Annotated in this window: 23 protein-coding genes and 1 tRNA gene; 14 read left to right on the top strand and 10 right to left on the bottom strand. The window is 52.1% G+C overall.

The window, feature by feature from the left end; genetic code table 11:
• Positions 1–13 precede the first annotated feature (13 nt).
• On the bottom strand, positions 14–2407 hold the full coding sequence (locus tag QQL62_RS04695; RefSeq protein WP_284376534.1) for a glycosyltransferase: 2394 nt from the start codon (positions 2405–2407) through the stop codon (positions 14–16).
• A 393-nt stretch (positions 2408–2800) separates the two neighbouring features.
• Between QQL62_RS04695 and QQL62_RS04690 the strand changes: the two genes are divergently transcribed.
• The 7 genes from QQL62_RS04690 to pntB all read left to right on the top strand — a co-directional run bounded on the left by QQL62_RS04690 (position 2801) and on the right by pntB (position 10974).
• Positions 2801–3364 (top strand): 5-formyltetrahydrofolate cyclo-ligase, encoded by a 564-nt coding sequence (locus QQL62_RS04690; protein WP_284376532.1) that lies wholly within the window; start codon positions 2801–2803, stop codon positions 3362–3364.
• 19 nt (positions 3365–3383) lie between these two features.
• On the top strand, positions 3384–4199 hold the full coding sequence (locus QQL62_RS04685; RefSeq protein ID WP_284376531.1) for a TIGR00282 family metallophosphoesterase: 816 nt from the start codon (positions 3384–3386) through the stop codon (positions 4197–4199).
• Entirely contained in the window at positions 4196–5107 is a 912-nt protein-coding gene (locus tag QQL62_RS04680) for a DMT family transporter (protein WP_284376530.1), read from the top strand. Before QQL62_RS04685 ends, QQL62_RS04680 begins: the two co-directional genes overlap by 4 nt.
• Before the next feature lie 49 nt (positions 5108–5156).
• On the top strand, positions 5157–6935 hold the full coding sequence (locus QQL62_RS04675) for an SLC13 family permease (protein ID WP_284376529.1): 1779 nt from the start codon (positions 5157–5159) through the stop codon (positions 6933–6935).
• A 76-nt stretch (positions 6936–7011) separates the two neighbouring features.
• Positions 7012–7752: a YebC/PmpR family DNA-binding transcriptional regulator gene (locus QQL62_RS04670; RefSeq protein ID WP_284376527.1), complete on the top strand. Its 741-nt coding sequence runs from the start codon at positions 7012–7014 to the stop codon at positions 7750–7752.
• A 264-nt stretch (positions 7753–8016) separates the two neighbouring features.
• Positions 8017–9585 (top strand): Re/Si-specific NAD(P)(+) transhydrogenase subunit alpha, encoded by a 1569-nt coding sequence (locus tag QQL62_RS04665; protein WP_284376525.1) that lies wholly within the window; start codon positions 8017–8019, stop codon positions 9583–9585.
• A gap of 12 nt (positions 9586–9597) precedes the next feature.
• Entirely contained in the window at positions 9598–10974 is a 1377-nt protein-coding gene (pntB, locus tag QQL62_RS04660; RefSeq protein WP_284376523.1) for a Re/Si-specific NAD(P)(+) transhydrogenase subunit beta, read from the top strand.
• Positions 10975–10996: 22 nt separating this feature from the next.
• Here the strand turns inward: pntB and QQL62_RS04655 are convergent, their stop codons facing one another.
• Entirely contained in the window at positions 10997–11659 is a 663-nt protein-coding gene (locus tag QQL62_RS04655; protein ID WP_284376521.1) for an alpha/beta hydrolase, read from the bottom strand.
• Positions 11660–11796: 137 nt separating this feature from the next.
• On the bottom strand, positions 11797–13020 hold the full coding sequence (locus QQL62_RS04650) for a multidrug effflux MFS transporter (RefSeq protein WP_284376519.1): 1224 nt from the start codon (positions 13018–13020) through the stop codon (positions 11797–11799).
• A 97-nt stretch (positions 13021–13117) separates the two neighbouring features.
• On the opposite strand from QQL62_RS04650, the gene QQL62_RS04645 reads away from it, so the two are divergent.
• The 4 genes from QQL62_RS04645 (at position 13118) to mgtE (ending at position 18317) form a co-directional block, all read left to right on the top strand.
• Positions 13118–13474: a hypothetical protein gene (locus QQL62_RS04645; protein ID WP_284377188.1), complete on the top strand. Its 357-nt coding sequence runs from the start codon at positions 13118–13120 to the stop codon at positions 13472–13474.
• 435 nt (positions 13475–13909) lie between these two features.
• A complete protein-coding gene (locus QQL62_RS04640) occupies positions 13910–15802 on the top strand; it encodes a propionyl-CoA synthetase (RefSeq protein WP_284376516.1) in 1893 nt (630 codons plus the stop codon).
• Positions 15803–15915: 113 nt separating this feature from the next.
• Positions 15916–16914 carry a hypothetical protein gene (locus QQL62_RS04635; protein WP_284376515.1) on the top strand — a complete coding sequence of 333 codons (999 nt, stop codon included), beginning with the start codon at positions 15916–15918 and terminating at the stop codon, positions 16912–16914.
• Positions 16915–16934: 20 nt separating this feature from the next.
• Complete coding sequence (gene mgtE / locus QQL62_RS04630) at positions 16935–18317, top strand: magnesium transporter (protein WP_284376513.1); 1383 nt, start codon at positions 16935–16937, stop codon at positions 18315–18317.
• Between the two features lies 1 nt (position 18318).
• On the opposite strand, the gene QQL62_RS04625 is transcribed toward mgtE, so the two are convergent.
• Positions 18319–20118, bottom strand: a complete 1800-nt coding sequence (locus QQL62_RS04625; RefSeq protein ID WP_284376511.1) for a hypothetical protein — start codon at positions 20116–20118, stop codon at positions 18319–18321.
• 130 nt (positions 20119–20248) lie between these two features.
• Here QQL62_RS04625 and QQL62_RS04620 point away from each other — a divergent pair, with 130 nt between their 5' ends.
• Complete coding sequence (locus QQL62_RS04620; RefSeq protein WP_284376509.1) at positions 20249–20938, top strand: SIMPL domain-containing protein; 690 nt, start codon at positions 20249–20251, stop codon at positions 20936–20938.
• Here the strand turns inward: QQL62_RS04620 and QQL62_RS04615 are convergent.
• Positions 20935–21387 carry a YHS domain-containing (seleno)protein gene (locus tag QQL62_RS04615; protein WP_284376508.1) on the bottom strand — a complete coding sequence of 151 codons (453 nt, stop codon included), beginning with the start codon at positions 21385–21387 and terminating at the stop codon, positions 20935–20937. The genes QQL62_RS04620 and QQL62_RS04615 overlap by 4 nt on opposite strands.
• Positions 21388–21472: 85 nt before the next feature.
• Positions 21473–22267 carry a 23S rRNA (guanosine(2251)-2'-O)-methyltransferase RlmB gene (gene rlmB, locus QQL62_RS04610; RefSeq protein WP_284376507.1) on the bottom strand — a complete coding sequence of 265 codons (795 nt, stop codon included), beginning with the start codon at positions 22265–22267 and terminating at the stop codon, positions 21473–21475.
• A gap of 137 nt (positions 22268–22404) precedes the next feature.
• Here rlmB and QQL62_RS04605 point away from each other — a divergent pair.
• Positions 22405–22488, top strand: a tRNA-Tyr gene (locus tag QQL62_RS04605).
• 56 nt (positions 22489–22544) lie between these two features.
• Here the strand turns inward: QQL62_RS04605 and QQL62_RS04600 are convergent.
• On the bottom strand, positions 22545–23648 hold the full coding sequence (locus tag QQL62_RS04600) for a glycine cleavage T C-terminal barrel domain-containing protein (protein ID WP_284376505.1): 1104 nt from the start codon (positions 23646–23648) through the stop codon (positions 22545–22547).
• 264 nt (positions 23649–23912) lie between these two features.
• Between QQL62_RS04600 and QQL62_RS04595 the strand changes: the two genes are divergently transcribed.
• Positions 23913–24902 (top strand): hypothetical protein, encoded by a 990-nt coding sequence (locus QQL62_RS04595; RefSeq protein ID WP_284376503.1) that lies wholly within the window; start codon positions 23913–23915, stop codon positions 24900–24902.
• A gap of 1 nt (position 24903) precedes the next feature.
• On the opposite strand, the gene QQL62_RS04590 is transcribed toward QQL62_RS04595, so the two are convergent.
• The 3 genes from QQL62_RS04590 to hisA are packed head-to-tail and all read right to left on the bottom strand — an operon-like array spanning position 24904 to position 26752.
• A complete protein-coding gene (locus QQL62_RS04590; protein WP_284376501.1) occupies positions 24904–25221 on the bottom strand; it encodes a phosphoribosyl-ATP diphosphatase in 318 nt (105 codons plus the stop codon).
• A 2-nt stretch (positions 25222–25223) separates the two neighbouring features.
• Complete coding sequence (gene hisF, locus QQL62_RS04585; RefSeq protein ID WP_284376499.1) at positions 25224–25982, bottom strand: imidazole glycerol phosphate synthase subunit HisF; 759 nt, start codon at positions 25980–25982, stop codon at positions 25224–25226.
• 47 nt (positions 25983–26029) lie between these two features.
• Positions 26030–26752 (bottom strand): 1-(5-phosphoribosyl)-5-[(5-phosphoribosylamino)methylideneamino]imidazole-4-carboxamide isomerase, encoded by a 723-nt coding sequence (gene hisA / locus QQL62_RS04580; protein WP_284376497.1) that lies wholly within the window; start codon positions 26750–26752, stop codon positions 26030–26032.
• Position 26753 lies beyond the last annotated feature (1 nt).

Here is a 26753-nt window from a genome sequence, read left to right as displayed (position 1 = left end):
AATGAAGGCGAGCCTAGATCAAGCCTAGATCCTGTAATCGCTGCGAAATACTGTTGGCATAGGTTTCGGGGGCGTAACGCGCCCAAACCTCATCAAACCCTTTTTGCGCACGTTTTTTTGCCTGCAACGGGTCGTCTAATACAGAATGCAGATGCGTAGCAATTTGGTTTGGATCTACATTGGCCCATTGCGCACCCTTTGCCTCATAAATTGAATGCCCCTGTGGTACAGGTATTAGGTTAGGCTCTAGCAATAGGCTGGTTCTTTTCGTGCAAAAATCGGTATTTCCCCCCCAATTGGTGCATATCAGCGGCCGTTTCAGCGCCAGAGCATAGGCTGGTAGATACCCAAAACCCTCGCCTCGATGGCTGGAAACAACACAATCGGCCTGAGCAATTAGTTGAAAAAACTGTAGCGTAGGGATGCGCTCTTCGATCAATTTTATCCGAGAATCCTGGATTTGAGCCTTGCGAATTTGTGCCAATTGATCGTTTGGATCACCCCAATGCCCGGATGCGCTGGGTGTTGATTTCAGGATCAAGCGCGCATGTGGGTATTGTTTTTTCGGGAAGGCGCGTTGAAATCCAATAAGCGTAGCAAGAGGGTTCTTACGTTCTAGCGAAGAGTGAAAATCAAAGGCATTCACAACCGTGAAAGAGTTCGGATCGCGCGTGGCTTTATCCGCCATATTCGCTAGATCTGATAGTTGAGGAATTGACTTGCCCATTGTTTTTACCACTTGATTGCTGTTGGCGCGGTAAAGATCGGTTACGAATGTGCTGGGAGTCCAAATCTCATTCATCAAATCGATGCCCAGTTGATGGATCTCTGGCAAGGCGCTGGTTTCCCATAGGAAATATCCGATATGAAAAATATCGTTCCGGTGACACAGCTGTGGGGTCATACAGGCCAGAGGCACGCGATCTGCGTTGACGTGATGGATGATGAAATTTTTGCGCACTTTGGTCTGCGCGCTATGGCTCGTGTGCTGTTGTGGGGGCGCTCTGTTTTCAACATCTAATAGGGTTGCAGGGATCGATAACTTGTCCAAGGCCTGTCGTGTCATCTCAAAATTCACAGCCAATCCCGACCCACCATTCGACAACCCAGATATCTGCGCAATGCACCTGCCCGTGCTTTGTGAGAGCAGAGGAGCATTTCGTGGGCCTAGCTCTGGCTCGATATTTAATACGACCTTGCTAAACCAGTGTGCGATTTCCCCCGCCTGCCATGGGTTATCCAGCACCTCCTGACTGACAGGCAGTCGCACCAACAGTGCCAACAGAATAGCCAATCCGGTGGGCCCAGTCTCGCAAACACGTTTTTGCAATAGCGCGCGAATTTCGGGATTGCACAGCTTAGCGTGATTTGGGTCTTCTAGATAATGTGCGATATCTAGGGCATCCTTACTGGCATCCGTGTCCAAATTGGGACGATCATCGGTTGGGCGGGGTACCCAAAAATCAGGCAATCGTTCACGTGATTTTTCTACATACCAGCGCAAAAACGCTTCTTTTTGCTGGTGCGTTGCGATGGGATATGTCGTTGTCAGCCCAAAAAATGCCCGCAGATGTAGGGCGTATCTGGGTAAACCCGACTCTTCGGCATTATGCATCGCGATATCGCGCAGAGGATGGGGGGGCGTGGTCTGAACTGCGGGTGCGCTGGGCTGAATGCGCGCGCGACGCACCCGTGTGACCAGCCCATGACGAAAGAACGCAGAGCTTTGGGCGAACTCGCAGATTTTTACAAGATCGTCGTCTGGATGCGCCTGATGTTGAAGTTGGCTGTGCAACCGTGTCGCCGTAAAACGCCCGTCTTGATGAAGGTAATTGGCGTGATCGTACAGAACACGTGTTGCCCGTTGGATACTCTTGGATTTGAGGGGCGGCTCAACGCCCCCCAACGCACACAAAAGCGCAGGCAGGGTGTCGAAGCTGGCATGTTTGGGCAGATGTACGAGGCCGGATTGAAACATCTGACGTCGGGTGCCAACCAAATGCACTCGATGTCCTGATTGAATGAGCAAATTTAACATCCGATGCATGCGAACCCGCTCTTTGGTTTTGCGCCATATGGTTCCGCATTGATAACTGGGGTGGGCGAATTCTGCTAACTGGATGATAACACGGTCATATTTAGCCAGAAACGCAACAGATCGTTTAAACTTATAGGGGGTGCGATAGTTAACGATCTTTTGATTCAGCGTATCGGTTCGACCAGAAACCGTGTGTAAATCCCACCCAGTCTCGATCAGTCGAGCATTGAATTGAACTGCCTCGGCAGTTTGCGCGCGCCCCTGTTCAAACAGACACCCGTAGAAGAGCACTGATTGCGGCGTCTGTGGCAGGGATTTCACGCCGTTTACCGCTGGTTGTCGTTGTTTCTCTAGGTCTTGGTGCTTCATGTTTTGGCCCATATGCTTGGACCAATCCTGACCTGCGGTCATTAATAAAGATTAAATAAAATGGGATCAAATTTAAGGGTAAGATTATCCTCCACCTTGCCATTTGCCGGTGTATCGGCTAGCTTAGGGGCTGGCGGGTTCTGCCCTTCAGGTGAGAAACTCTATTTCAGTGGCCGATAATCTTTCTTGAGGGAGCTGGCTCTGTGACTGATCCTGGTCTATCACACCCGGTGCCCACCTGTTTTACACAGGCTCCCGGAAATGACTCCTTTCCACCGATGCGTTGATTGCTCAACGGCATGATTTTGCGGGCCCGCCAACCTTTCCCAATAAATTCCATTGCAAAAGCAACTCAAAAGCCCCAATCAGGGCATAGATGAACCCGAGGGTAAAATGGATATAAGTAGCCTTAAACAGCAATGCCGTCAGGCGGCCTTTGCCGCGCGCGCGCAGGCCCATATATCGGGTGTGGATGCGAAGGCCAACGCGCAGCTGATATCATTTCTAAAAATGCAGGACGAGGCGGCGATCATTGCGGCCTATCTTCCCATTCGCACAGAACTGTCACCGCTAAATGCCATGTCTAAAATGGTGGCGCGGGGGCGGGTGGTCTGCGTGCCGGTGGTTATGGGCACAGCAATGCCGCTAGAATTTCACCAGTGGGCGCCAGATGCCGAAATGACCAAGGGTGCATTCGGCACCTCGGTGCCCAAAAATGCAACGGTACTGCGCCCTGATATAGTGATTACCCCCTTGGCGGCATTTGATCGGGGGGGGTATCGTCTGGGCTACGGAGGCGGCTTCTATGATCGCAGTTTTGCGCAATTGTCCGAAACCAAGGATGTGCAGGCTGTTGGATTTGCCTATTCAGAGCAAGAGGTCATGATGGTTCCGCGCGAGGATACCGATTATGCGTTGGATGCAATAATAACAGAAAAGGGCATCCTGACGTTTTAAGCGTGGGGGGGAGAGATTCATGAAAATACTGTTTCTTGGGGATGTTATGGGGCGCGCAGGACGCAAAGCCATCAGCGAACGCCTGCCAAAATTGCGCGAAGACTGGGGGCTGGATTTCATCGTGATCAATGGTGAAAATGCCACCGGCGGCATGGGGCTGTCTGGCGGGCATGCCAAGGTGTTGTTTGAGGCAGGGGCCGATTGCATTACCTTGGGGGATCACGCCTTTGATCAACGCGATATGTTGAGCTTCTGCGAACAAGACCCGCGCATCGTCCGCCCGCTAAATTATGCCCCTGCGGCCCCGGGCAAGGGCGCGCGAGTGATCAAGGCACGCAATGGCAAGAAGGTCTTGGTTGCTCAGGCACTGGGGCAAGTTTTCATGAAAAAACCTTTTTCTGATCCGTTTTCTGCCTTGGATGCCGCCCTGCGGGTTCACCCGATGAAGGGATCTGTCGATGCGGTGATTGTTGATTTCCACGCGGAGGCAACATCTGAAAAGGTGGCTATGGGGCACTGGCTGGATGGGCGCGCCTCATTGGTGGTGGGAACACACACGCATATCCCGACAGCCGATGCACAAATTTTACCGCGTGGCACCGCGCATCAATCCGATGCAGGCATGTGCGGGGATTATAATTCCGTCATTGGGATGCAGAAAGATGAGCCAATGCGCCGTTTTATCACGGGTATGAATAAAGAGCGCTTTACCCCCGCCGCAGGCGAGGCAACCCTGTCTGGCATCATGATCGAAACAGATGATGCAACTGGGCTAGCGAAATCAGTTTTGCAGATCCGTCAGGGTGGGCGATTGCAACAATCGATGCCCCAATGAATTCTAAGTTGTGGCTCTTTGCCCCGCTGATATTGTTAGGGGCGGTTTGGGGCGCAACGATCCCACTGACTAAAATCGCACTTGAAACGGGCCATAGCGCACCAGTGATGATATTCTGGTTTCAGGTGATGACAGCACTGGTCGCATTCCTGTTGTTTTTACCGCGGCGTCGCAGGGTCAAAATCACCAGGAAGCGCTTTGCCTTATTTTTGTGGATTGCGGGCTTCGGTTCTCTGCTTCCGGCGGTTTTTTCAATTACGGCGATGCATCATTTGCCAGCAGGTGTTGTGGCCATCACTATTGCCTTGGTTCCCATATTCATCATGCCAATCGCCATATTGACCGGCCAAGAAATCCCCAATGTGGTGCGCCTGTCTGGCATTTTACTGGGCGCCAGTGCGATATTTTTGTTGATCGGCCCCGAGGCCGCATTGCCTGCAGGCAGTAGCAAATACTATGTGCTGATCGCCTTGGTCGCGCCGCTGTGCTATGCCATCGAGGATAACTTTATCGCCCATTTTGGCCTAGATGGGCTTACAACTCACGAGACACTTCTTGGCGCATCTGTTTGCGGGATTATCGCGCTAAGCGTGTATTTCTGGATGTTTGGCGGGTTTGCCCCAATCTGGCAGGGCGGGCTGGATAGATCGGATCTTGCAATCCTAGCGGCGGGCACATTGCATGCCTTTGCTTATGGGGGATATATCTGGATGATTGGCCGCGCCGGTCCTGTATTCGCGGGGCTGGTGGCCTATTTGGTCACCATATTTGGAGTGATTTGGTCACTGTGGTTGCTGGGCGAAATCTATACCGGATATATTTGGGCTGCATTGGCCTGTATGTTAGGCGCGTTGGCATTGGTGCACCCGAAGGGGGACAATACAGCACATGCGCAACAGACCCCTTGAGCAAAGCGACGCAGTTGATACATTGTCTGCAATTTGAATAGGATCGCAAATGCTGGTTTCGTTTATTCCCGAGTTCCTCCACCCCTTCTTGGCGATGGGGGTCATTGGTGTCATGTTCGCAGGTTTTATCCGCGAGGTCTATCCCACCGAGGTGATCGCGCTATCTGGGGCGGCGTTCTTGCTGCTGAGTGGTATTTTGCCTTATTCAATGGCGCTGGATGTGTTTTCCAATCCTGCCCCTTGGACTATCGCGGCCATGTTCATTCTCTCGGGGGCCTTGATCCGCACAGGGGCCTTGTCACAGCTAACAGAGATGGTAACCGCATTGGGGTCAAAAAGGCCCAAAAGCGTGCTCTTTGGGCTGGCGATCTTTGTGGTGATCGCTTCGGCCTTTATGAACAATACCCCTGTGGTTGTGATCATGATCCCGATAGCTATGCAAATGGCCAAGATATTGGGCGTTTCCGGTTCTAAACTGCTGATCCCGCTGTCTTATATGGCAATTTTGGGTGGTATTTTGACGCTGATTGGAACCTCGACCAACCTGTTGGTGGATGGGGTGGCACGCGCCGAGGGCTTGGCGCCTTTTACTATGTTCGAGGTGACACCACTGGCGATTATCTTGGTTTTGGTGGGGGGGGTATACCTTCGATTGTTTGCAAACCGGTTGTTGCCGGATCGTTCCAGCATGTCGGATATGCTGGGGCGCAACAACAGCAAGCGCTTTATAACCGAATTGGTGATCCCAACAGACAGCGCATTGATCGGGCAACAACCACGCGATGTGGATATGTTTAAGCGCGACGGCGGGCGTGTAATTGACGTACTGCGTGCTGATAACAGCTTGCGCCGTCGCCTAGGCAGCATCGAGCTGATGGCGGGGGATCGGGTTGTGATGAAAACTCCTGTGGGTGAATTGTTAGGCCTAAAGGAAGGCCGTGATGTATCTGTCGCTGATAGTGTCTCCTCGAAAGAGGCTACTACGGTTGAGGCTCTGATCACTCCAGGATGCCGCATGATCGGGCGCCGCTTGGGGAAATTGCACCTGCGCCGCGGCTACGGCGTCTATGCGTTGGCCCTGCACCGCAAAAATCAAAACATCGGCAGCCAGCTGGATGATATCGTGATTAAGGTGGGGGATACCATTTTGTTAGAGGGGGCGGGCGAAGATATTGCGCGCCTTGCGGATGAAATGAATTTGGTGAATCTAGCCGAACCAACTGAGCGCGCCTATCGCCGCGGGCATGCCCCAATAATCCTATTGGCCCTGTTCGGGGTGGTAACACTAGCGGCATTGGGCTTTGCGCCTATTTTCGCCGTGGCGGTCATTGCGGTGGCGCTGGTGTTGTTGACCCGCTGTATAGATGCCGAAGAGGCCTTTGATGCCGTCGATGGGCGCCTGTTGGTGCTGATTTTTTCAATGCTGGCGATTGGTGCGGCACTACAGGCATCGGGGGCGGTGGCATTGATCGCCAATGCGGTTGCACCCCTGTTGTATGGCCTGCCGCCGTTTTTCGTAATCTGGGCGATCTATCTGCTGACCTCGGTTTTGACAGAATTGGTTTCTAATAACGCTGTTGCGGTGGTGGTTACCCCCATTGCCATCGCGCTGGCGGGGGCGCTGGGCATGGATCCTCGCCCATTGGTCGTGGCGGTGATGGTTGCCGCCAGCGCCAGCTTTGCCACGCCAATTGGCTATCAAACCAATACTTTGGTTTACGGCCCCGGTGGCTATGCCTTTACTGATTTTATGAAAATTGGTGTGCCATTGAATATTATAATTGGGTTGGTGGCCTCGGCCTTGATCCCGGTATTTTGGGAATTATAGCGCGGGCAATGGCGCTTGAAACCTGTGGCAGGGCTTCTTATAAAGCGCCAAGGCAAATTAGCAAAGGGATCACACCATGGCCGGCCATTCCAAATGGGCAAATATCCAACACCGTAAGGGCCGTCAGGATAAGCTGCGCTCGAAACTGTTTTCAAAACTGTCCAAAGAGATCACTGTTGCCGCGAAAATGGGCGACCCCGATCCCGAGAAAAACCCACGCCTGCGCCTAGCGGTGAAAGAGGCGAAATCAAATTCTGTGCCCAAGGATGTGATCGAACGTGCCATCGGCAAGGCCACAGGTGGGGATGCGGAAAACTATGACGAAATCCGCTACGAGGGCTATGGCCCCGGTGGCATTGCAGTGATCGTCGAGGCTATGACCGACAATAAAAACCGCACCGCATCTACCGTGCGCTCTCTGTTTACCAAATCTGGCGGTAATCTGGCCGAAACTGGTGCGGTATCCTTTATGTTCGAACGCAAAGGGCTGGTGGTGTACCCGGCAAGTGCCGGCGATGCAGATACGATGCTTGATCATGCGATCGAGGCAGGGGCTGAGGATGTAGAGAGCTCTGATGAGGGGCATGATGTATATTGTGAATTTACGGATTTGAATGAGGTGTCCACGGCTCTTGAAAAGGCACTAGGCGAATCCGAAACGACCAAGCTGATCTGGAAACCCACGACCGTTACAGAGGTAGACTTAGAGGGTGCAGAAAAATTGATGCGCCTGATCGAGGCTTTGGAAGATGATGATGACATCCAAAACGTAACCACCAATATGGATGCCTCTGACGAAGTTATGGCACAACTATAGGGCCTAGATTGGCATTCTAGTTCTGCTCTAGATTATTGCACAGGCACGGAATTTTCCCCGTGCCTGTTTTCATATGTGTCGCACGCAGGACGCCAGAACAAGATTCTGGCATCGACCTATCGTTTTTTGCAGAATTTAGTCATTTAGCGTTTCCCATCCCCTGATTGATGTGCAACATTGCCTCGCACATTCCAGAGGATCGATTCATCTGGTTATAAATTGCCGATCCCCAATGCGGCAATGCTTGAACAAAGGAGGTTTGTCATGCGTATCGGGACACCAAAAGAGATATTTGACGGAGAGAACCGCGTTGCGATGACGCCAGAATCCGCCACTCAACTTCAGAAACTTGGCTATGAATGCTCTATTGAAAAAGGGGCAGGTCTGGCCGCAGGGTTTTCTGATCAGGATTACAAGGATGCTGGCGTAAAAATCGCTGCAACGGCGGCTGCGCTATTTAAAGAGGCCGATGTGGTCGCCAAGGTTCGCCCACCAGAGGATGTGGAAATCAAACGTCTGCGCAAAGAGCAGACACTGATCTCTTTCTTCTACCCAGCCCAAAACACCGAGCTGATGGATGCGGCAAACGCCAAGGGCGCGCATGTGATTGCCATGGATATGGTCCCGCGTATCAGCCGTGCCCAGAAAATGGATGCGCTGTCATCCATGGCCAATATCGCAGGCTACCGCGCGGTGATGGAGGCGGGCAATAACTTTGGTCGCTTTTTTACTGGCCAAGTAACCGCCGCAGGCAAGGTTCCCCCAGCCAAGGTTTTGATTGTGGGGGCAGGTGTCGCCGGTCTGGCCGCAATTGGCGCGGCTACATCACTGGGTGCGGTGGTTTATGCATTTGACGTTCGCCCCGAGGTTGCCGAGCAAATCGAGTCTATGGGCGCAGAATTCGTTTATCTGGATTTCGAAGAAGAGCAAACAGATGGCGCAGAAACCGGTGGTTACGCCGCACCTTCTAGCCCCGAGTTCCGTGAAAAACAGCTGGAAAAATTCCGCGAGCTGGCACCAGACATGGATATCGTGATCACCACGGCGCTAATTCCGGGGCGTGATGCGCCTAAACTGTGGCTAGAAGACATGGTGGCCTTGCAAAAGTCAGGTTCTGTGGTTGTAGATCTGGCCGCCGAACGTGGTGGCAATTGTGATTTGACCGTTGCTGATGAAAAAATCCTATCTGCAAATGGCGTAACGATCATTGGTTATACGGATTTGCCCAGCCGCATGGCCGCGCAATCTTCAACGCTCTATGCAAATAACATCCGTCACATGATGTCTGATTTGACCCCAGAAAAGGATGGGGTTGTGAACCACAACATGGAAGACGATGTTATCCGCGGGGCAACCATTACCCATGAAGGCGCAATTACCTTCCCGCCACCTCCGCCCAAAATTCAGGCGATCGCGGCCAAGGCCCCTAGCGCGCCTGAACCCACAGCGGAAGAAATTGCCGCCGCCGAGGCCGCGGCCATGAAAAAAGCGGGCCTGCAGCAAACTATTTTGTTGGCCACAGGCGGGGCATTGATGTTGTTGATCGGGGCTTATGCACCGGCATCCTTTATGCAGCACTTTATCGTATTCGCCTTGGCCTGTTTCATTGGCTTCCAAGTGATCTGGAATGTCAGCCATTCCCTTCATACACCTCTAATGGCGGTGACCAATGCGATTTCAGGGATCATTATCCTTGGGGCGTTATTGCAAATTGGGGGTGGCGGTTTCATCGTTACCCTTTTGGCGGGAATTTCTGTGTTGATTGCCACCATTAACATCGTTGGTGGCTTTATGGTCACCCGCCGCATGTTGCAAATGTTCCAAAAGTCGTAAGGGGAAAGACTAATGAGTACAGGTATTGTTACTGCCGCCTATATCGCGGCATCTGTTTTGTTCATCCTTGCACTGGGCGGGTTAAGCAACCAAGAGAAGGCCAAGCGCGCCGTTTGGTATGGTATTGTGGGTATGGGAATCGCGGTTTTCGCCACGATCTTTGGCCCGGGTGTGGGCGGCTGGTCCTATGCACTGCTGCTGCCATTGTTGGTGGTTGGCGCGATTATCGGTGCGGTTGTTGCCAAACGCGTTGAAATGACGGAAATGCCACAGCTGGTTGCGGCCTTGCACTGTTTTGTGGGCTTGGCGGCTGTTTTCATCGGGCTTAATTCCGACATCACGGGCACCCATGATTTGACCCACGCTGAGGTGGTGATCCACGAAATCGAAGTGTTCTTGGGTGTGTTTATTGGCGCGATCACATTTACTGGGTCGATTGTGGCCTACCTTAAATTGGCAGGTAAGATTGATGGCAAGGCCTTGATCCTGCCATTTCGCCATGGGCTGAATGCTGGTGCGGTTATCCTAAGCTTTGGCTTATTGATCCTGTATATGGATCACGCTGGCTCTTGGACGCTGTATTTGATGATGATCATTGCATTCTTGGTTGGGGCGCATTTGGTTGCGGCCATTGGTGGCGCGGACATGCCCGTGGTGGTATCTATGTTGAACAGCTATTCTGGCTGGGCGGCGGCGGCCACTGGTTTCCTATTGGGCAATGATCTGTTGATCGTAACCGGTGCGCTTGTGGGGTCTTCTGGTGCGATTTTGTCCTACATCATGTGTAAGGCGATGAACCGGTCGTTTGTCTCTGTGATTTTGGGCGGCTTTGGCGGTACCAAGGGGCCTGCGATGGAGATCGACGGCGAGATGGTGGCGACAGATGTAAGCAGCGTTGCCGCGCAGTTGGAGGATGCAGACAGTGTTGTGATCATTCCGGGCTATGGCATGGCGGTGGCACAGGCGCAACAATCCGTGTCTGAATTGGTGCGCCGTCTGCGCGACAAAGGTAAGAACGTGCGTTTCGCAATTCACCCCGTTGCTGGTCGTCTGCCTGGGCATATGAACGTGCTCTTGGCAGAGGCCAAGGTTCCCTATGACATCGTGTTAGAGATGGATGAAATCAACGAGGATTTCCCAGAAACTGATGTGGCGATTGTGATCGGGTCTAATGACATCGTGAACCCCGCCGCCCAAGAAGACCCAAACAGCCCCATCGCAGGTATGCCTGTATTGGAATGTTGGAAGGCGAAATCGGTTATCGTCTCTAAGCGCGGTCAGGGAACGGGGTATTCGGGCATCGAGAACCCGCTGTTCTTCAAGGAAAACACCAGGATGCTATATGGTGATGCCAAGGCATCCTTGGATCAACTGCTACAATCAATCTAAGAATAGGGGCCCTCTGGGGCCCTTATTTTTCTATCTTGTCAATGAAACTGTAAATTTGGGTTTGCCCTTGAACAGACCACAGGTTGTGATGGTTCCTATCTGGTTGCACAAACAGCTGCTTATCCACAGATTTGGCAGCCTGAAAAATTGCCCTGCCATGTTCGATGGGGATCACTTGGTCGCGTTTACCATGTATAACCAATAGGGGCATATCGATCTGGGAAATATAATCGATGCTTTCCCAACGCTGATCCAGCACCTGTGCCACAGGAAATATCGGCCAAGCATCCGCGGCCAATTTAACCACGGATTGATAGGGTGCCTCTAGGATAAGAGCATCTGGTCTGCGCGCATGTGCCAACTGAATGGCTACCCCTGTACCCAAACTTTCGCCGTAATAAATCAGCGCGCCACTATGGGCGAGGGGAAGATTGTCGTGCAAATACAGGACATCTTGGGAAATATGGGCCTCGCTGGGCTGACCTGCCGATCCCGATGACCCGCGGTAGGCCATTGCCACTACACCATACCCACGATCCAAAAATCGCCTAAAGCGGCCCGTGCGACTGGCTAGATTACCCGCATTGCCGTGAAAATAGAAAACCAACGGTTTCGATCCAGTGGCGGCTGCGGCCCATACGACCAGTTCTGTGCCATCATAGCTGTTAACAAGATATTCGCGCAATCTAGGTTCGCCTGCACTGACAGGTGACACATGTGTAGGATCAAAGGGATAAATAAACTGAATTCGCAAGGCCCAAACCCCTGCAAACACCGCAAGATATAGCACCAAACATATCTTTAGCAGCCTCATCAGAACCTCTAAGAAAAACCGACCAGTTGCTTTTTCTCTTGGCCAATCGTCCACAGTATCACAATCAGCGCCAGTACCATGATCCCCAAAACGAACAGGATCATTGGTGCCGCGCTATGGGCGGTATCAACATATAAAGTGGCCATAGCCCCCAAGAATGCACCCGTTAGGGTCATTAATGCCCCGCCCAATCCCGCGGCAGAACCCGCTAATTCGGGGCGTACATCCAGCAGGCCCGCATTGGCGCTGGGTAGGATCATCCCATTGCACAATCCAATAGAGGCGGTGAATGCAAAAAATGCCAACGGAGAGTTTGGTGCTAACTGAATTGAAATCAGTCCAGCCACCATGCCCAGTAATCCCAAAATGCTGCCCAGCAACAACATGCGCGGTATGCCCCATGTCACGGCGTGACGTCCAGAAATGCCATTGCCCACGAAATACCCCAGAGGCGTGATGGCCAAATATAGCCCAACCTGTTGTGGCGATAGCCCATACACCCGCTCACCTATAATCGGCGCACTTGATAGATACGAGAAGAACATCCCAATCCCCAATGCGCCCGAAAAAACATAGCCCCAAAATCGTTTGGATTTCAAAAGATTTGGATAGGTTTTAAATTGCTGGGCGAAACTGCTGGATTTGTACAAATTGGTCTCGCCTTGGTCAAAATATATCAACACAAACGTCAAAATTCCGGTGCCAAACAGGGCGATAAAGTTGGCGCGCCAACCAAATGCGCCCTCGATATAGCCGCCAATTGCAGGGGCCAGCATGGGGGCCACAGACATCCCCATGGTGACATAGCCAATCATGCTGGCAGCTTTCTCGCGCGTTACCATATCGCGGATTGTAGCCCGCGCGATCACCGTCAGCGTAATAGCCGCGGCCTGAATAATGCGAAAAACCATAAAGCTATAGTAATCAGGTGCGAATGTAGCCCCCAGCGTTGCCAGCAGAAAAATCCCCAAGGCCCACAGGGTAACAGGGCGACGCCCAAAACGATCGGACAGCGGTCCAACAATAACCTGCACAACACCAGCTGTGGCCAAATACAGAGAAATGGACAGCGCCATCACCGCATAGGATACGTTAAATGCCACAGCCATTGCGGGCAAAGATGCCACAAAAATATTCATTGGAATCGCGGATGCCGCCGACATAACTGTTAGGGTCAATATATGCGGAGGACTGACGCGATCCAAGAAACGCACAGGAGATAAATCAGTCATGCCAACTTGCTAAATCACTCAGCAAGGCTTGTCCAATACAGTTGTGTATCGGTACAACTATGGTCTAGAACACGCTAAATCAAAACCCGAGGCCCAAATGCACAAGCACCGCGGATTCCCATCCAGACTTCCTGGAACAGATTTTCAATTCACCATTCGCCGCCCAAACAAATCGGGCCCGACTGAGATCATCCGCCGCGAGCGCTATGCGGATCGGCGCAATGTGGACCGTAAAGCCGACGAGGTTTTTCTACAAACATTGATTGAGCAGTTCGGTGCCGAGCCCTTTGTACGCGGGAATTTGGATGCCGGACGTCTAAGCTGGCTTATCGGGCGCGAGGTGGTCGCGCTGGGTGATCCATTTGATCCACAGGATTACGAATCGCTAATGCAGGTTGATATCAGTAAATCCATGGTCAGCTTTCCGAATATCTTCGCCGAAGACCGCACATAAGACCGCAATTTGTGGTGAATTGTTAATATTTACCCGCATGGGTTGAGTGTTGTTTCGGCAATTTCCTGCCTACGGGTGGCGCGCACTGGCGGCAATCTGCTTAAATTGTGCTTTTGATGTGTAAGCATTTGTAAACGAGTACGGTTAATGGCCTTCTCATAGGTGGAGATAGCAATTTAGCTATCTTAATTGATGAAAGGCAAAGATCGAGTATCCGCCCACATTGTCCCCTACCTTACGGGCATCTGAATCGTCCCCTCTTGATTCAGTTTCGGTCTTTGCCTTTTATTCTTTCCCCTGATCTTCGTTCCTATGTCAATTTGTCACTTGCGATGTTGATATGCTTGCCCCAAAATTCTTATGTGCTGGCATAAACCATCACAATGCCCAACCGATTTGGGCAATCATGGGCACAACACTTTGGGAGGAGTTTCAATGTCGTATCAAACCACCTATCAGGCTTGGCAAAATAACCCAGAGCAATACTGGATGACGCTGGCACAAGATATCGATTGGATTTCGCCCCCATCCAAGGCTCTTTTCTCGGAAAATTCCCCGCTATTTGAGTGGTTCAAAGATGCGCAGGTCAACACCTGCTACAATGCAGTGGATCGCCATGTGGAGGCTGGGTTCGGTGATCAGGTTGCGCTGATCTATGATAGTCCAATTACTGGAAACCAGTCAAAAATCACTTATGCAGAATTACAATCGCGCGTGGCGGACCTTGGTGGTGCATTACAACAGCGCGGTGTGGTTGTTGGCGATCGGGTGTTGATCTATATGCCAATGATCGCCGAGGCGGTGATCGCAATGCTGGCATGTGCCCGTATTGGCGCAATCCATACGGTGGTGTTTGGTGGCTTTGCGGCCAAAGAATTAGCCACGCGCATTGATGACGCCACGCCTAAGGCGATTTTGTCGGCCTCTTGTGGGATAGAACCCTCTGGGGTGATTGCCTATAAGCCTCTATTGGATGAAGCAATTTCAATCGCACAGCACAGCCCAGACACATGCCTAATTCTGCAACGTCCCGAATGCGCAGCAGATATGTCCAAACCACAAGATTGCGATTGGCAGCAGACGGTTGCACAGGCAACGCCCGCTGAATGTGTGGCTGTGCGTGGCGATCACCCTGTTTATATCCTCTATACCTCGGGTACCACAGGCGCACCCAAGGGGGTGGTTCGCCACAGCGCGGGTCACTTGGTGGCTCTGAATTGGACCATGAAGAACATCTATAATATGGATCCGGGTGATGTATTCTGGGCTGCCTCTGACGTGGGCTGGGTGGTCGGGCATTCCTATATTTGCTATGCTCCGTTGTTGAACCGCAATACCTCTATTGTGTTCGAGGGCAAACCCGTTGGCACGCCCGATGCCGGTGCATTCTGGCGGGTGGTCAGCGAACATAATGTGAAATGCCTGTTCACGGCCCCCACTGCCTTTCGCGCAATCAAACGTGTGGACCCAGCTGCGAGTTTTCTGGACGACTATGATACCAGCTGCCTCCAATCACTGTTTTTGGCCGGCGAACGCGCTGATCCAGACACCATCCATTGGGCGCAAAACTATCTAAAGGTTCCGGTCATCGATCATTGGTGGCAAACAGAAACGGGCTATGCCATTGCTGCAAATCCGCTGGGTATAGAACAGTTGCCCATAAAAATGGGATCCCCAACGGTACCGATGCCTGGATACGATGTCCAAATTCTGGACGAGGCGGGTGTTGAAAAACCTGCAGGAGAACTGGGTGCCATTGCCATAAAACTACCCCTGCCGCCGGGCACATTACCGACATTGTGGAACGCCGAACAGCGCTTTAAATCCTCCTACCTAGAAACATACGATGGATATTACGAAACGGGGGATGCGGGGTACAAAGATGCGGATGGTTATTTATATATCATGGCGCGCACCGATGATGTGATCAACGTCGCAGGTCATAGGTTGTCAACGGGCCAAATGGAAGAGGTTCTAGCCGGTCACCCCGATGTGGCCGAGTGCGCGGTAATTGGTGCCGCGGACAAGTTAAAGGGCCAATTGCCGGTTGGTTTTCTGTGTGTGAATGCGGGCTGTGAAACCTCCCCAGACGATCTGATAGCCCAGTGCATAAAACGGGTGCGTGGAGAGATTGGCCCCGTGGCAGCATTCAAATTGGCGGTTGTGGTCGATCGATTGCCAAAAACCCGCTCGGGTAAAATTTTACGCGGAACAATTGCTAAAATTGCCGACGGCGAACCATATACCATGCCGGCAACGATCGACGATCCAACTATCTTGTCTGAGATCACCACCGCATTGGGCACAATCGGCTACCCTAAAACATAGCGCTTGAAATAGAGGCAATTAGGGTGATGCGCTTTGGGAATTTTGCGCTATTATAAGGGGAAGGAGTCGCCACTGGTGTTTAGGTGACAAAAATATAATAAGGGGACGGGTTTGTGAACTATTCGAAAATTCTATTCTGTACGGCCGCAATTTTGATCAGTGCCAATGTCACACATGCACGTGCACTAAAGGGGATTCAAAACCCCGCAAACCTTCCGCCAGCGGGATTTAACGGCCAGCAATATGTCGATAACAACGGCTGTGTGTTTGTACGGGCAGGGCGTCTGGGTGTGGTAAACTGGGTGCCGCGGGTTGATGTCTCACGTCGCCACATCTGTTCCGATGATCTAACCCCAACGTTTAAGGTTGCTAAAGCAGAAACACCAGCGGCTGAAAATACGGCCAAGGTGAATGAAGCTCCCCCCAAAAAAGAAGCCCCCAAGCCTCCTGAAAAAAAGGCAAAACCAGTAAAGGCTAAGCCGACTGCTGCCAAAAAGACGCCAAAGCCGGTGACAAAGCCAAAGGCCACGGCCCCGATTCCGGTGGCCACGGCCTCGACCCAACGCGAGAAAAAGCTCAGCAAACAAGAATTGCGCCAATTGCAAAAAGAATATGAGCAAGGCAACCTAACCAAAGCAGAGCCCGCGGCCAAGCTAGCCTCTACAACGACAACAGAGAAACCAGCGCCCAAAACACCTAGCGCCAAAGAGCTGTCTCAGGCCAGAGCGGCCGAGCGTGCCAAGGCCCAAGAGAAAGCCGCCGCAGACAGGGCCGCCAAAAAGGCCGCTAGGAAAGCCGAGCGCGAGGCCAAGGCCACCGCTGCAAAACAAGCCGCCAAGTCAGCTCCAGCGCCTAAATCAACCGTTGCGCCTGGATTTTATGTAGAGGTTGCCACGTTTACTGCCACAGACCTCGCAGAGGTTCTGGCGGCCAAATTCTATGCCAGTGGGCATGAAAGCATGATTTTCCCAGTGGGTAAAAACCACCGTCTTTATGTGGGGCCGTTTTCATCAGACGGCAATGCAAAATCGGCGTTCTATCAATCCAGGGCTTTGGGGTATGGTGATGCCAAAATCGTATCTAGCGCTACGGTGAATGCGGCGATCCAATAAAATTAGATAGGCGATACGCTATGAATACCCCTGTCGATGGCGATTCTGAATTGGGCGAGCGCGCCTATGAGATCAATGCTGATCTGATAGATGCGGTTTTGGACTGTGTCGAACATAATGACCAGCCGCGCCTGATCGCTTTGCTTGATCCGCTGCACGCGGCGGATGTGGCTGATATTCTTGAACAGGTTTCCCCCTCTAAACGCTCGAAGCTGGTCGAATTATGGGGGCACGAGGTCGACGGCGAAGTTTTAAGTGAACTGGACGAGAATATCTCGGCTGAGCTGCTAGAAGAAATGCCTGATACCGTCGTCACCGAGGCCTTTAAAGACCTGGAAACCGACGATGTCGTCGATCTGATCGAAGAGCTGGAAGAGGATCAAAAAGAGCGGGTTCTGGGCGCACTTGAGGATGCTGATCAGGTTGCTGTGCGTCAATCTCTGCAATACCCGGATCAGACCGCTGGGCGCCTGATGCAACGCGAGGTGGTCATGGCACCAACCCATTGGAACATCGGTCAAGCGATTGATTTTCTGCGATCTTCTGGTGGATTGCCGGATGAATTTTACGAAGTTATCTTGGTTGATCCACGCCTGAAACCGGTGGGTAAGGTGGCGCTGTTTAGCCTGTTGACTAAGCCGCGTGAAGTTCTGCTGAGCAGTGTGATGGACGAAGATTTCATCACCATCCCCGTCACCCAATCCCAAGAGGATGTGGCCTATGCGTTTAACCAATATAATATGGTTTCCGCGCCCGTGGTTGATGACAAAAGCCGACTGGTCGGTGTGATCACCAGCGATGACGCAATGGAGGTGTTGGGCGAAGAAGTTGAAGAAGATATCAAGCGCTTGGCAGGTGTTGGGGACGAAAGCCTGACGGATACTATTTGGGATACCGCGAAACAGCGCTTCCCTTGGCTGGCGGTCAATCTTCTGACATCCATTCTAGCCTCTTTGGTTATTGCGCAATTCACCTCAACCATAGAGGCCATCGTCGCCTTGGCGGTCTTGATGCCTATCGTCGCCTCGATGGGGGGAAATGCAGGTACGCAAACCCTGACTGTGGCCGTTCGCGCATTGGCAACCAAGGATTTAACCCCCGCGAATGCATGGCGCGTGATTGGGCGCGAATTCTCTGTTGGCGTGTTAAATGGCTTGGCTTTTGCCATCATCATTGGGGGCATCGGGTCTATTTGGTATGGATCAGCAATGTTGGGGGTTGTGCTGGGCTTGGCGATGATCATCAATTTAATCGTTGCCAGCCTTGCGGGTATTTATGTGCCGCTGATTCTCGATCGTTTCGGAGTGGACCCAGCGCTGGGCTCTAGCGCATTGGTCACCACGGTTACGGATGTTATCGGATTTTTAGCATTCTTGGGATTTGCGGCGGCGATACTTTTATAGGCTATTCTGGCATGCGCAGGGTTTTACTGCGCGATCCCTTGGCTACCTTAACCGAGCTTTCGCTGACGCCAACCAATTTCCAGCCGCTGACGGATTGACCAGGCTTGATTGTTCGATAGCCGCCCGTAGATGTGCGGAACATTGCCTTGCGGTTTGACGGTGTGCCGAAAACACCAACCAAGCTAAGTGATCGTTTGTTGAATGTGGTGCTGGCACGGGTTTCTTTTTCGGGGGCGGTATTGGCCACAGTGGCAGGTTTTTTTGGCGCAGGCTTTACAACTGTTGCCGTTGCAACCTTAATTTGCGGCAGATTTGAAGGCCTGCGCGCTGGCCGCTTGGCCCCGTTCAAGGCCAAGCGGCTGGCGTTGGCGATGTTTTCCTTGCGGTTGGCATCGTCTATAATTGCCTGCTGTAGCAAATCCTCTGCGATGGCCTCTTCGGTGCTGCTGAGCTTCGGGCTTGGGCCGATAAACGCGGGGCGAGGCGTTGGCCTTTTTGACTTGGCGGTGGGCAACGCGGCAAAACTCTGGGGGCGTAGGGGGGGGCGTTTTAACGCCCGCGCTGAGCTGGGGGTGATATTGGAGGGGGTCGCGGTTTCGGATACGGCGGGCTGCTCGGGCAGCGGTGCGCTTGCGGAATCCTTTAGGGCGGCCTCTATGCTCGATGGCAACGGCGCGGCAGTAGCGGGCGTATTGGTGGAGTTTTCCGTGGGCACCGCCGGGGCGGCAATGCTCTGTTCTGTGGTTGTTTCGGGTACTTGGTTCTGGGGATCCGGCGTGGTTGGTGCCTCATCGGGCAGAGCCGGCACGGGGGTAAATGGGCGCGGGCTTGGGCGCCCAACCGCATCAATCGGTCCCCAGTCTGACCCATAGGATACGAAGGCCACTTGGGTCAATGATTTATGGCGGGCATCTGAGGATACCTGTTGGGTCAACGTAAAAGGCGCCACATCTTTTATCGGTAGGGTGTAATTTATCTGAAACCCGAGTGGCGCATTTGGGCGAAGCGGCTGCATCGCGCTTGGGGGTGACATATCTGGAATATCGGCGCTAACCTTGGGGGTGGACTGCGGCATAGGACGTGGAAGTACCGATTGGGTATCTACCGTATTGTGATCGATAGACTTGCGGGCCAAATTCAGAATATAGGGTTCGGGTTCTGTAGAAGATTTATGCGTGGAAATCGGTGTAGAAACACCCAGTGTAGAGGCCGTATCTAGGGTCCCCAGCGGCGCTCCATGAAAGGTATTTGCTATAAAAGTGAGTGTTGCTAATATCATAATGGGCAATCTATGCCGCTTTGGCGTAGAAGTCGAGTGTTGGCCTTGGCGCAATCGCGCTTCTGGGCGATCCCTCGCCTGATCGGGAAAACAGCTGAAATAGGCGATGTTAAACCCATAGTTTTGCAAAAAGGCCTCGGCTCGCGCTAAGGTTTCATTGGCGGCATATACAACCCGATCTTCTTGCCCCTTAGCGCCCAGAATTGTGTCAAAGGATAGCTGATCAACGGGAATACTTGCATGTTTTGCTACCGCTTGTGCAATGCTGGCGGCATCATCACTTTCAACGCCATCAGGCAGGGGAATTTGATGGATATCTTCGTCAGACAGAAAAACAGCAATGCGCCCTTCATTTTGGGCCGTAGAAAGGAAAAAAGCATTCAACTTTTGGCGAAAAACCACGTTTTCAGGGTCGCAGGGCGAAACCGTTTCTGTGGCACTCCATTTACCGCGTTTGACAGAAGAATAGAGTGTCAAGGCTCCATTACGAAAGCCAAGCGCGTGTTTGTGCCCAGACAGCATGAATTTTCCAAATATAATAGGCGTGCGTGTTGTATTTACGTTATGATGCGAAGCAACGGGAAACAAGTGGAAGATTTTAATATATTCCTCTAAATTTCGGGTTTAGCTCTTGACGTGAAAGGATGTTGCGATGCGCCTCTATTTTTATATTTTTCTATCCCTGATCACATTGATCACCCCCGCACGCGGCGAAGGGGATAATCGCATTACTGTCATGGGGCGAGGGGTGGTAAGCGCCATTCCAGACATGGCCTTGATCAACCTTGGTGTCATCAGTACCGCACCATCGGCAAATGAGGCGATGATGCAAAACAGCGCTAAAATGCAGGGTGTGTTGGATGCGCTGACCTCCGCAAATATCGCGCCAAGCGATATACAGACGACTCAGATCAATCTGCACCCGCAATGGGAAAGGCGCCAAAATAACACCCAACAACCCAAAATCACGGGATACCAAGCCCAAAACGCGGTGGTGGTTCAGTTGCGCAACATAGCCAACATAGGGCCCTTGCTGGATGTGCTGATTAAATCTGGGGCCAATTCCATGAATGGCATATCTTTTGCCATGCAGGATACAGAAAAACAGATGGATATGGCGCGCAGGCAGGCGGTATCGGATGCGCAACGACGCGCCAACCTGTACGCCGATGCGGCCGGTTTGAAATTGGGGCGGGTGATTTCGGTGTCAGAGGTGGCGCGAGGGCCATCCGGGGCGTTGCGGGCGATGGGGCGCGCGGCATCGGTTGAATCTGTGCCGATCCAAGCAGGCAGTTTGGATTTCTCGGCACAGATCACAGTGGTTTATGCTGTTTTGCCTTAGTTTAAAACTCCGGGCCAGTTTTTGTCGGCTTTGGCGATATTACCGGGAATATCTTGGCGCCAACGATGGCGTACTTGAAGATCGAAATTCATGTACAATTTGCCATCGACAATCGTCCATGCATCCGGATCGGATTTTGCGATCGCACCTTTGGAAACAGCAAAGGCACAGTAGCCGCCGTATTGAGGGGCATATTTTTCTGGATCGGCCTCGAATGTGGATTTATTCTGCGCCGATGAAAACAAAAATGTCGCCCCATTATAGGACGTCTGGTGTGCCTCATCGCCCATTACATGATCGGACTGGGTGAAATAGGCCACCGCATCAAACCCATTGATGGCAAACCCATTGTTGCCAACGTAGATTTCTGATGTGTCTGCCCATGCAGGAACGCCTGCAAGGGGCAAAGAAGCTAGAAACGCCAAGGTTATACGTCTTGTAATTTTCATAATGATCTCCTGTGGTTTACTCCTTGCTACCACAAAAAATCACGCCTGTTAGCAGCCCTCTCGCAGAGGTTACCTGCTGTGACCGCTATTTGGGCTTGGCCGCATATAGCGCTACAGCTGCGGCATTAGATACGTTCAAAGAGCCAAAATCGCTGGCATAATCAATTTTGACCAGCTCGTCACAGGTCTGCTTGGTTAAATCGCGCAGACCTGGGCCTTCGGCCCCCAGCACAATAGCCAATGGCCCCTTGCCATGCAGAAATACCGCATCATCAACCGTGCTGTTGGCCGTGCCATCCATGCCAATGATATAGTAGCCCATATCACGCAATGTCCTCAGGGCAGTGGCCAAATTGCGCACCTTTACATAGGGCTGGCGCTCTAATGCACCCGATGCGGTTTTGGCCAAGGCTCCGGTTTCGGGTGCTGAATTGCGCTGGGTGCCGATGACCGCACGTGCGCCAAACACTTCGGCGCTGCGCAAAATCGCCCCGACATTATGTGGATCGGTCACACGGTCTAATACAACAACGCGTGGGGTGGGATCCTTGCGCGGGGCGCAGGTGGAGGACAGATCGCCCCAATCCAGCGGTTTTACCTCTAGGGCGGCCCCTTGGTGCACCGATTGCGCATCGATCGGTGGGTTGAATTTACGGGGGTCTAATATTTCGGGTTCGATGCCTGATGCTTTGATCTCGGCCTCTAGTTTATCATGGGCGTTTTTTGTGACCATCAGGCGCAATCGCTCTCGCATGGGATTCGCCAAGGCATCGCGTACTGCATGAATCCCAAACAACCACACTGTTTCGGCACCACCCGCACGGCGGCTACGCTCTTTTTCCACAATCCATGCAGGTTTTTTCTTTGATCTAGGGGCCATAATACCAATCTTTCGCTTTGGATGGTCTTCGCACAGCGAGCCATGTGCACGCAAGTGAACAAAGCGCTCTTTTATGGTTGACGCCCCCGAATTAGACGACTAATCAGTGCCTCGTTAAGAGCGCTTCGGTGCTCTTAGGGCGACAGGCCGCAAGGTGTGGCAGGGGACTGTAACTCCCTCGCGGAGACGCACGCCTGGTTCGATTCCAGGGTCGCCCACCATTATTCCTAAAATGATCATAAATATGAACTATTCGGTATGATGGCGGATTTTTTCCCTAAAAAAACGGCAAATCAACAATGCGCGCCGCATCGATGCCCGCCTCTCGGAGCACCGATACCTGATCACCAATTTCAACGGATGTTGATACAAGCGCATAGCCAATCATAGCCTTGGCACGGGGCGAATAGGTGCCATTGGTCATATGTCCGACTGCGCGGCCCTCTTTGTGAATTTCATACCATACGAAATGAGCGGAATGCCTTGATTGATCACCAAGGATCACGCCAAGCTGATGCCGTTTGGGGCCTTCGCGGTTAATTTGGCGCAAGGCCGTTATGCCCACGACCTCGTCGCCGAGATCAAGGTTTACGTATTTGCCCAAGCGCACTTCATATGGGTTGGTCTGATCATCGCTATCTCCGCCATAGGATAATAGTCCGCTCTCTATGCGCTCGGTGGTATTTGGCGCACCAGGGCCAATGTTCCACGGTGCACCGGCCTCGCGCACGATGTTCCACAGCTCTGTGCCTCGATTGCCATCGCGCAGATAAATTTCAAATCCTCCTTGTTTGGAGTAGCCGGAGCGCTGAATCACCAGCGGGATTCCCTGTAGCTCGGTTTCTCTAAACCAGAAATATTTCAAATCTTTAACCCAATCACCAAATAATGAGGCCATCACGGCCTCGGCATCGGGGCCCTGTAGAGCCATAGGGGAGACATCAGGCTCGTTTACCACCACCTTCAGCCCCCGCTCGGCGGCAATAGCACGCGCCCACATCAGAATATTATCGTCCCCAATAGACAGCCAAAAATGATTTTGCCCCAACATTAAAACCACGGGGTCATTGATCAGCACGCCGCGATGATCACACATGGGTATGTATTTCCCCCGTCCAACCTGAATACTAGACAAATCGCGCACCGAAATTAGTTGCACCAATGTAGTGGCATCAGGGCCTGTGATTTCCACCTGACGTTCAACGGATACATCCCATTGCGAAACCCCCTGCATCAGGCGGGAATACTCGGCATCTAAGTCCCCATAGGAAACCGGCATCAGCATCTTATTATAGGGTGAAAACGATGTAACGCCTTCGGCCAATGTTGCCTGATAAAAGGGGGATACGCGCAGACGTGTGCTGGGGCCTATTTGTGCCATCGGGTCTCCATTCTGTGCTAATCTAGCGTTCATCAAAACATCGATGGTGCTACTGGTGGCATTTATATCTGACGATCGTCAGCTGGTGAGTACGATAGGTGATACTGTGTCTTTATATCAGATTCTGTACAAGCGTTTTCATCTGGGTCAATTCAGCATGTAATCTGATCCAGAAAATAATAGCACAAGATGTGCGCAACCGCTTGGCCCGCGATCAATTTGTGCTATGCAGGACGCAGAGATATACAGGCAATGGCAGGGCTAATGAGCAAGAAAATCTACAACATTTGCGCCGTGGTTCAACATGGCCGCCTTGAATACGAGGCCATAATTTTCGCCCTGAGTTTTCGCGCACATAACCCCGATTTCGAAGGCCGGCTGATTTTTCTAGAACCTCAACCTTCAGAGGAGTGGGCCTATGACCCGCGTATGCAGGATGCAGGTGCGCGTGATATCCTTTTGGGGCAGGGCGCTGAGATTATTCCTTTCGAAAATCGCCATTTTGGCAGCGATTATCCCCACTCAAATAAGATACTGGGCCTGCGCGCCATGCCCGCTGACCAGCCTTTTGTCTTTTTTGATACGGATACGATATTCACAGGCCCGATAACACAGGTTCCCTTTGATTTCACACGCCCCATGGCATCAATGAAGCGCGAGGCCACTTGGCCAGAAATCGATCTCTATGGGCCGAGCTACGCTGAAATTTGGAAAGCACTCTATGATAAATTTGATCTAGATTTTGAAACCTCGCTGGACATGGATATGCCTGCAGAGCATTGGCGGCGCTATCTGTATTTCAACGCGGGATTTTTCTTTTACAAGTGCCCCCGTGAATTTGGTGATCTGTTCTTTAAATATGCATCTGAAATAGATGCGAACCCGCCAGAACAGTTGGAGACGCAATCCCTGCGCCCTTGGCTAGATCAAGTGGCATTGCCGCTGGTTATTCACACACTTGGGGGCGGGCGTGACACTCTGCCCAGCGGCCTACTGGACGGGGAAATTACCACCCATTACCGTGTGATGTCTCTGTTCTATGCCACAGCACCCGATACGGCGGTAGAGTTTCTGGAGCAACTGGTTGCCCCCAATAAATTCAAGAAAGTTCTGAAAAATCATGAGCCGTTTAAGAAGCTGATTTTCCAGAGAAAAGGCCATAAAATCAGACCGTTATTCAACCGTCAGAACCTGCCAAGATCTGAGGAAGTTATCCGCAAACGGTTGAAAAACCACAAGCTGTGGATGCGCTAAGTTATTTCTTGCGCTGTTGTTTTTCGATGATCCCAGAGGTGCCTTCGCGCCGCTCTAGCTCCTTTAGAACATCGTCAAACTTCACATCGCGTGACGACAGCATGATAAACATATGAAATAGCACATCGGCCGCTTCTTCGGTCAGGTTTTTCTTGTCGTTTTTCACCGCGGCAATAATCGCCTCTACCGCCTCTTCGCCAAATTTTTCAGCGCATTTTTCGGGGCCACGTTTAAACAGCTTGGCTGCATAAGATTTCTTCTCGTCGCCGCCTTTGCGGTTTTCGATTGTGCGGGCAAGTCGGGTTAGAACATTGGGCATGGTCATAATCTCACTGGGACGCCAGCGGCATCCATATAGGTTTTAGCTTCTTTGATTGTATAATCACCAAAATGGAAGATGGATGCGGCCAATACGGCAGATGCACCACCCTTGGTTACCCCCTCGACCAAATGATCCAAATTGCCAACCCCGCCAGATGCAATAACGGGAATGCTTACTGCGTCGCTGATTGCACGGGTTAGGGGCAGGTTATAACCATCGCGCGTGCCATCGCGATCCATGCTGGTCAGTAGGATTTCACCGGCACCTTTGCTTTCAACTAACTTGGCAAATTCGATGGCATCAATTCCCGTGGCCTTGCGCCCGCCATGGGTGAAGATTTCCCACTTGCCAGGGGATACGGTTTTTGCATCAATCGCCACAACAATACATTGCGATCCAAAGCGATTGGCGCTGTCTGCGACTACATCAGGGTTCGCCACTGCCGCTGAATTAAACGAGACCTTATCGGCCCCTGCCAACAATAGATTGCGCACATCCTCTGGAACACGAACGCCCCCCCCAATGGTTAGGGGCATAAAGCATTGCTCGGCGGTGCGCCGCGCCACATCAAACATGGTGCCGCGATTTTCAACTGTGGCCGCGATGTCTAGGAAACATAATTCGTCCGCCCCTGCCGCATCATAGGCCTTGGCCGATTCTACCGGATCACCAGCATCAATCAGATCAACGAAGTTAACGCCCTTGACCACACGGCCATCTTTGACATCCAAGCAGGGTATGATGCGTGTTTTTAGCATATGCTTTTCTTACGGTTCTAGGCGATTAAGTGCAACGGTGCTGTTTCTTAGCTCTTCAAAAATGCGGTTGCCTCTGCCACATCGATTTTACCGTCATATAGGGCGCGGCCAGAAATGGCACCATCCAGCGGCGCGCCACAGGATTTCAGCGCCTCCAGATCGGCCATAGACGATACCCCCCCTGATGCAATTACAGGGATGCCAACGGCATTGGCCAGCGCGGCAGTTGCCGCTACATTGGGGCCCTGCATCGCGCCATCGCGGTTGATATCGGTGTAGATAATCGCAGCCACACCTGCATCTTCGAACTGACGGGCTAGATCTGTCACCTCTACATTTGTTTCCTCGGCCCACCCACGCGTGGCCACCATGCCGTCGCGCGCATCAATGCCCACGGCCACATGGCCTGGGAATTTACGCGCCGCTTCGCGTACCAGATCGGGCTGCTCTACGGCTACTGTTCCTAGGATTACCCTCTGTAATCCCTTGGATAGCCAATTTTCTATGGTGGCAAGATCGCGAATGCCCCCGCCCAACTGGGCCGGTACATCACAGGTTTTTAAAATTTCTTCTACCGGGGCGGCATTCACAGGTGCCCCTGCAAAGGCACCGTTTAAATCCACCAAATGCAACCAATCACACCCAGCCGTAACAAAGGCCCGCGCCTGCGCCGCAGGGTTATCATTGAACACAGTTGCTTGGTCCATTTCACCTTTGTATAGGCGCACACATGCACCATCTTTTAAATCAATTGCGGGATATAGGATCATT

The sequence above is a fragment of the Amylibacter marinus genome (genome assembly GCF_030160015.1).
Taxonomy (GTDB): Bacteria; Pseudomonadota; Alphaproteobacteria; order Rhodobacterales; family Rhodobacteraceae; genus Amylibacter; species Amylibacter marinus.
Note: the sequence above shows the minus strand (reverse complement) of the source record. Positions and strands in the feature narration are given on the sequence as shown.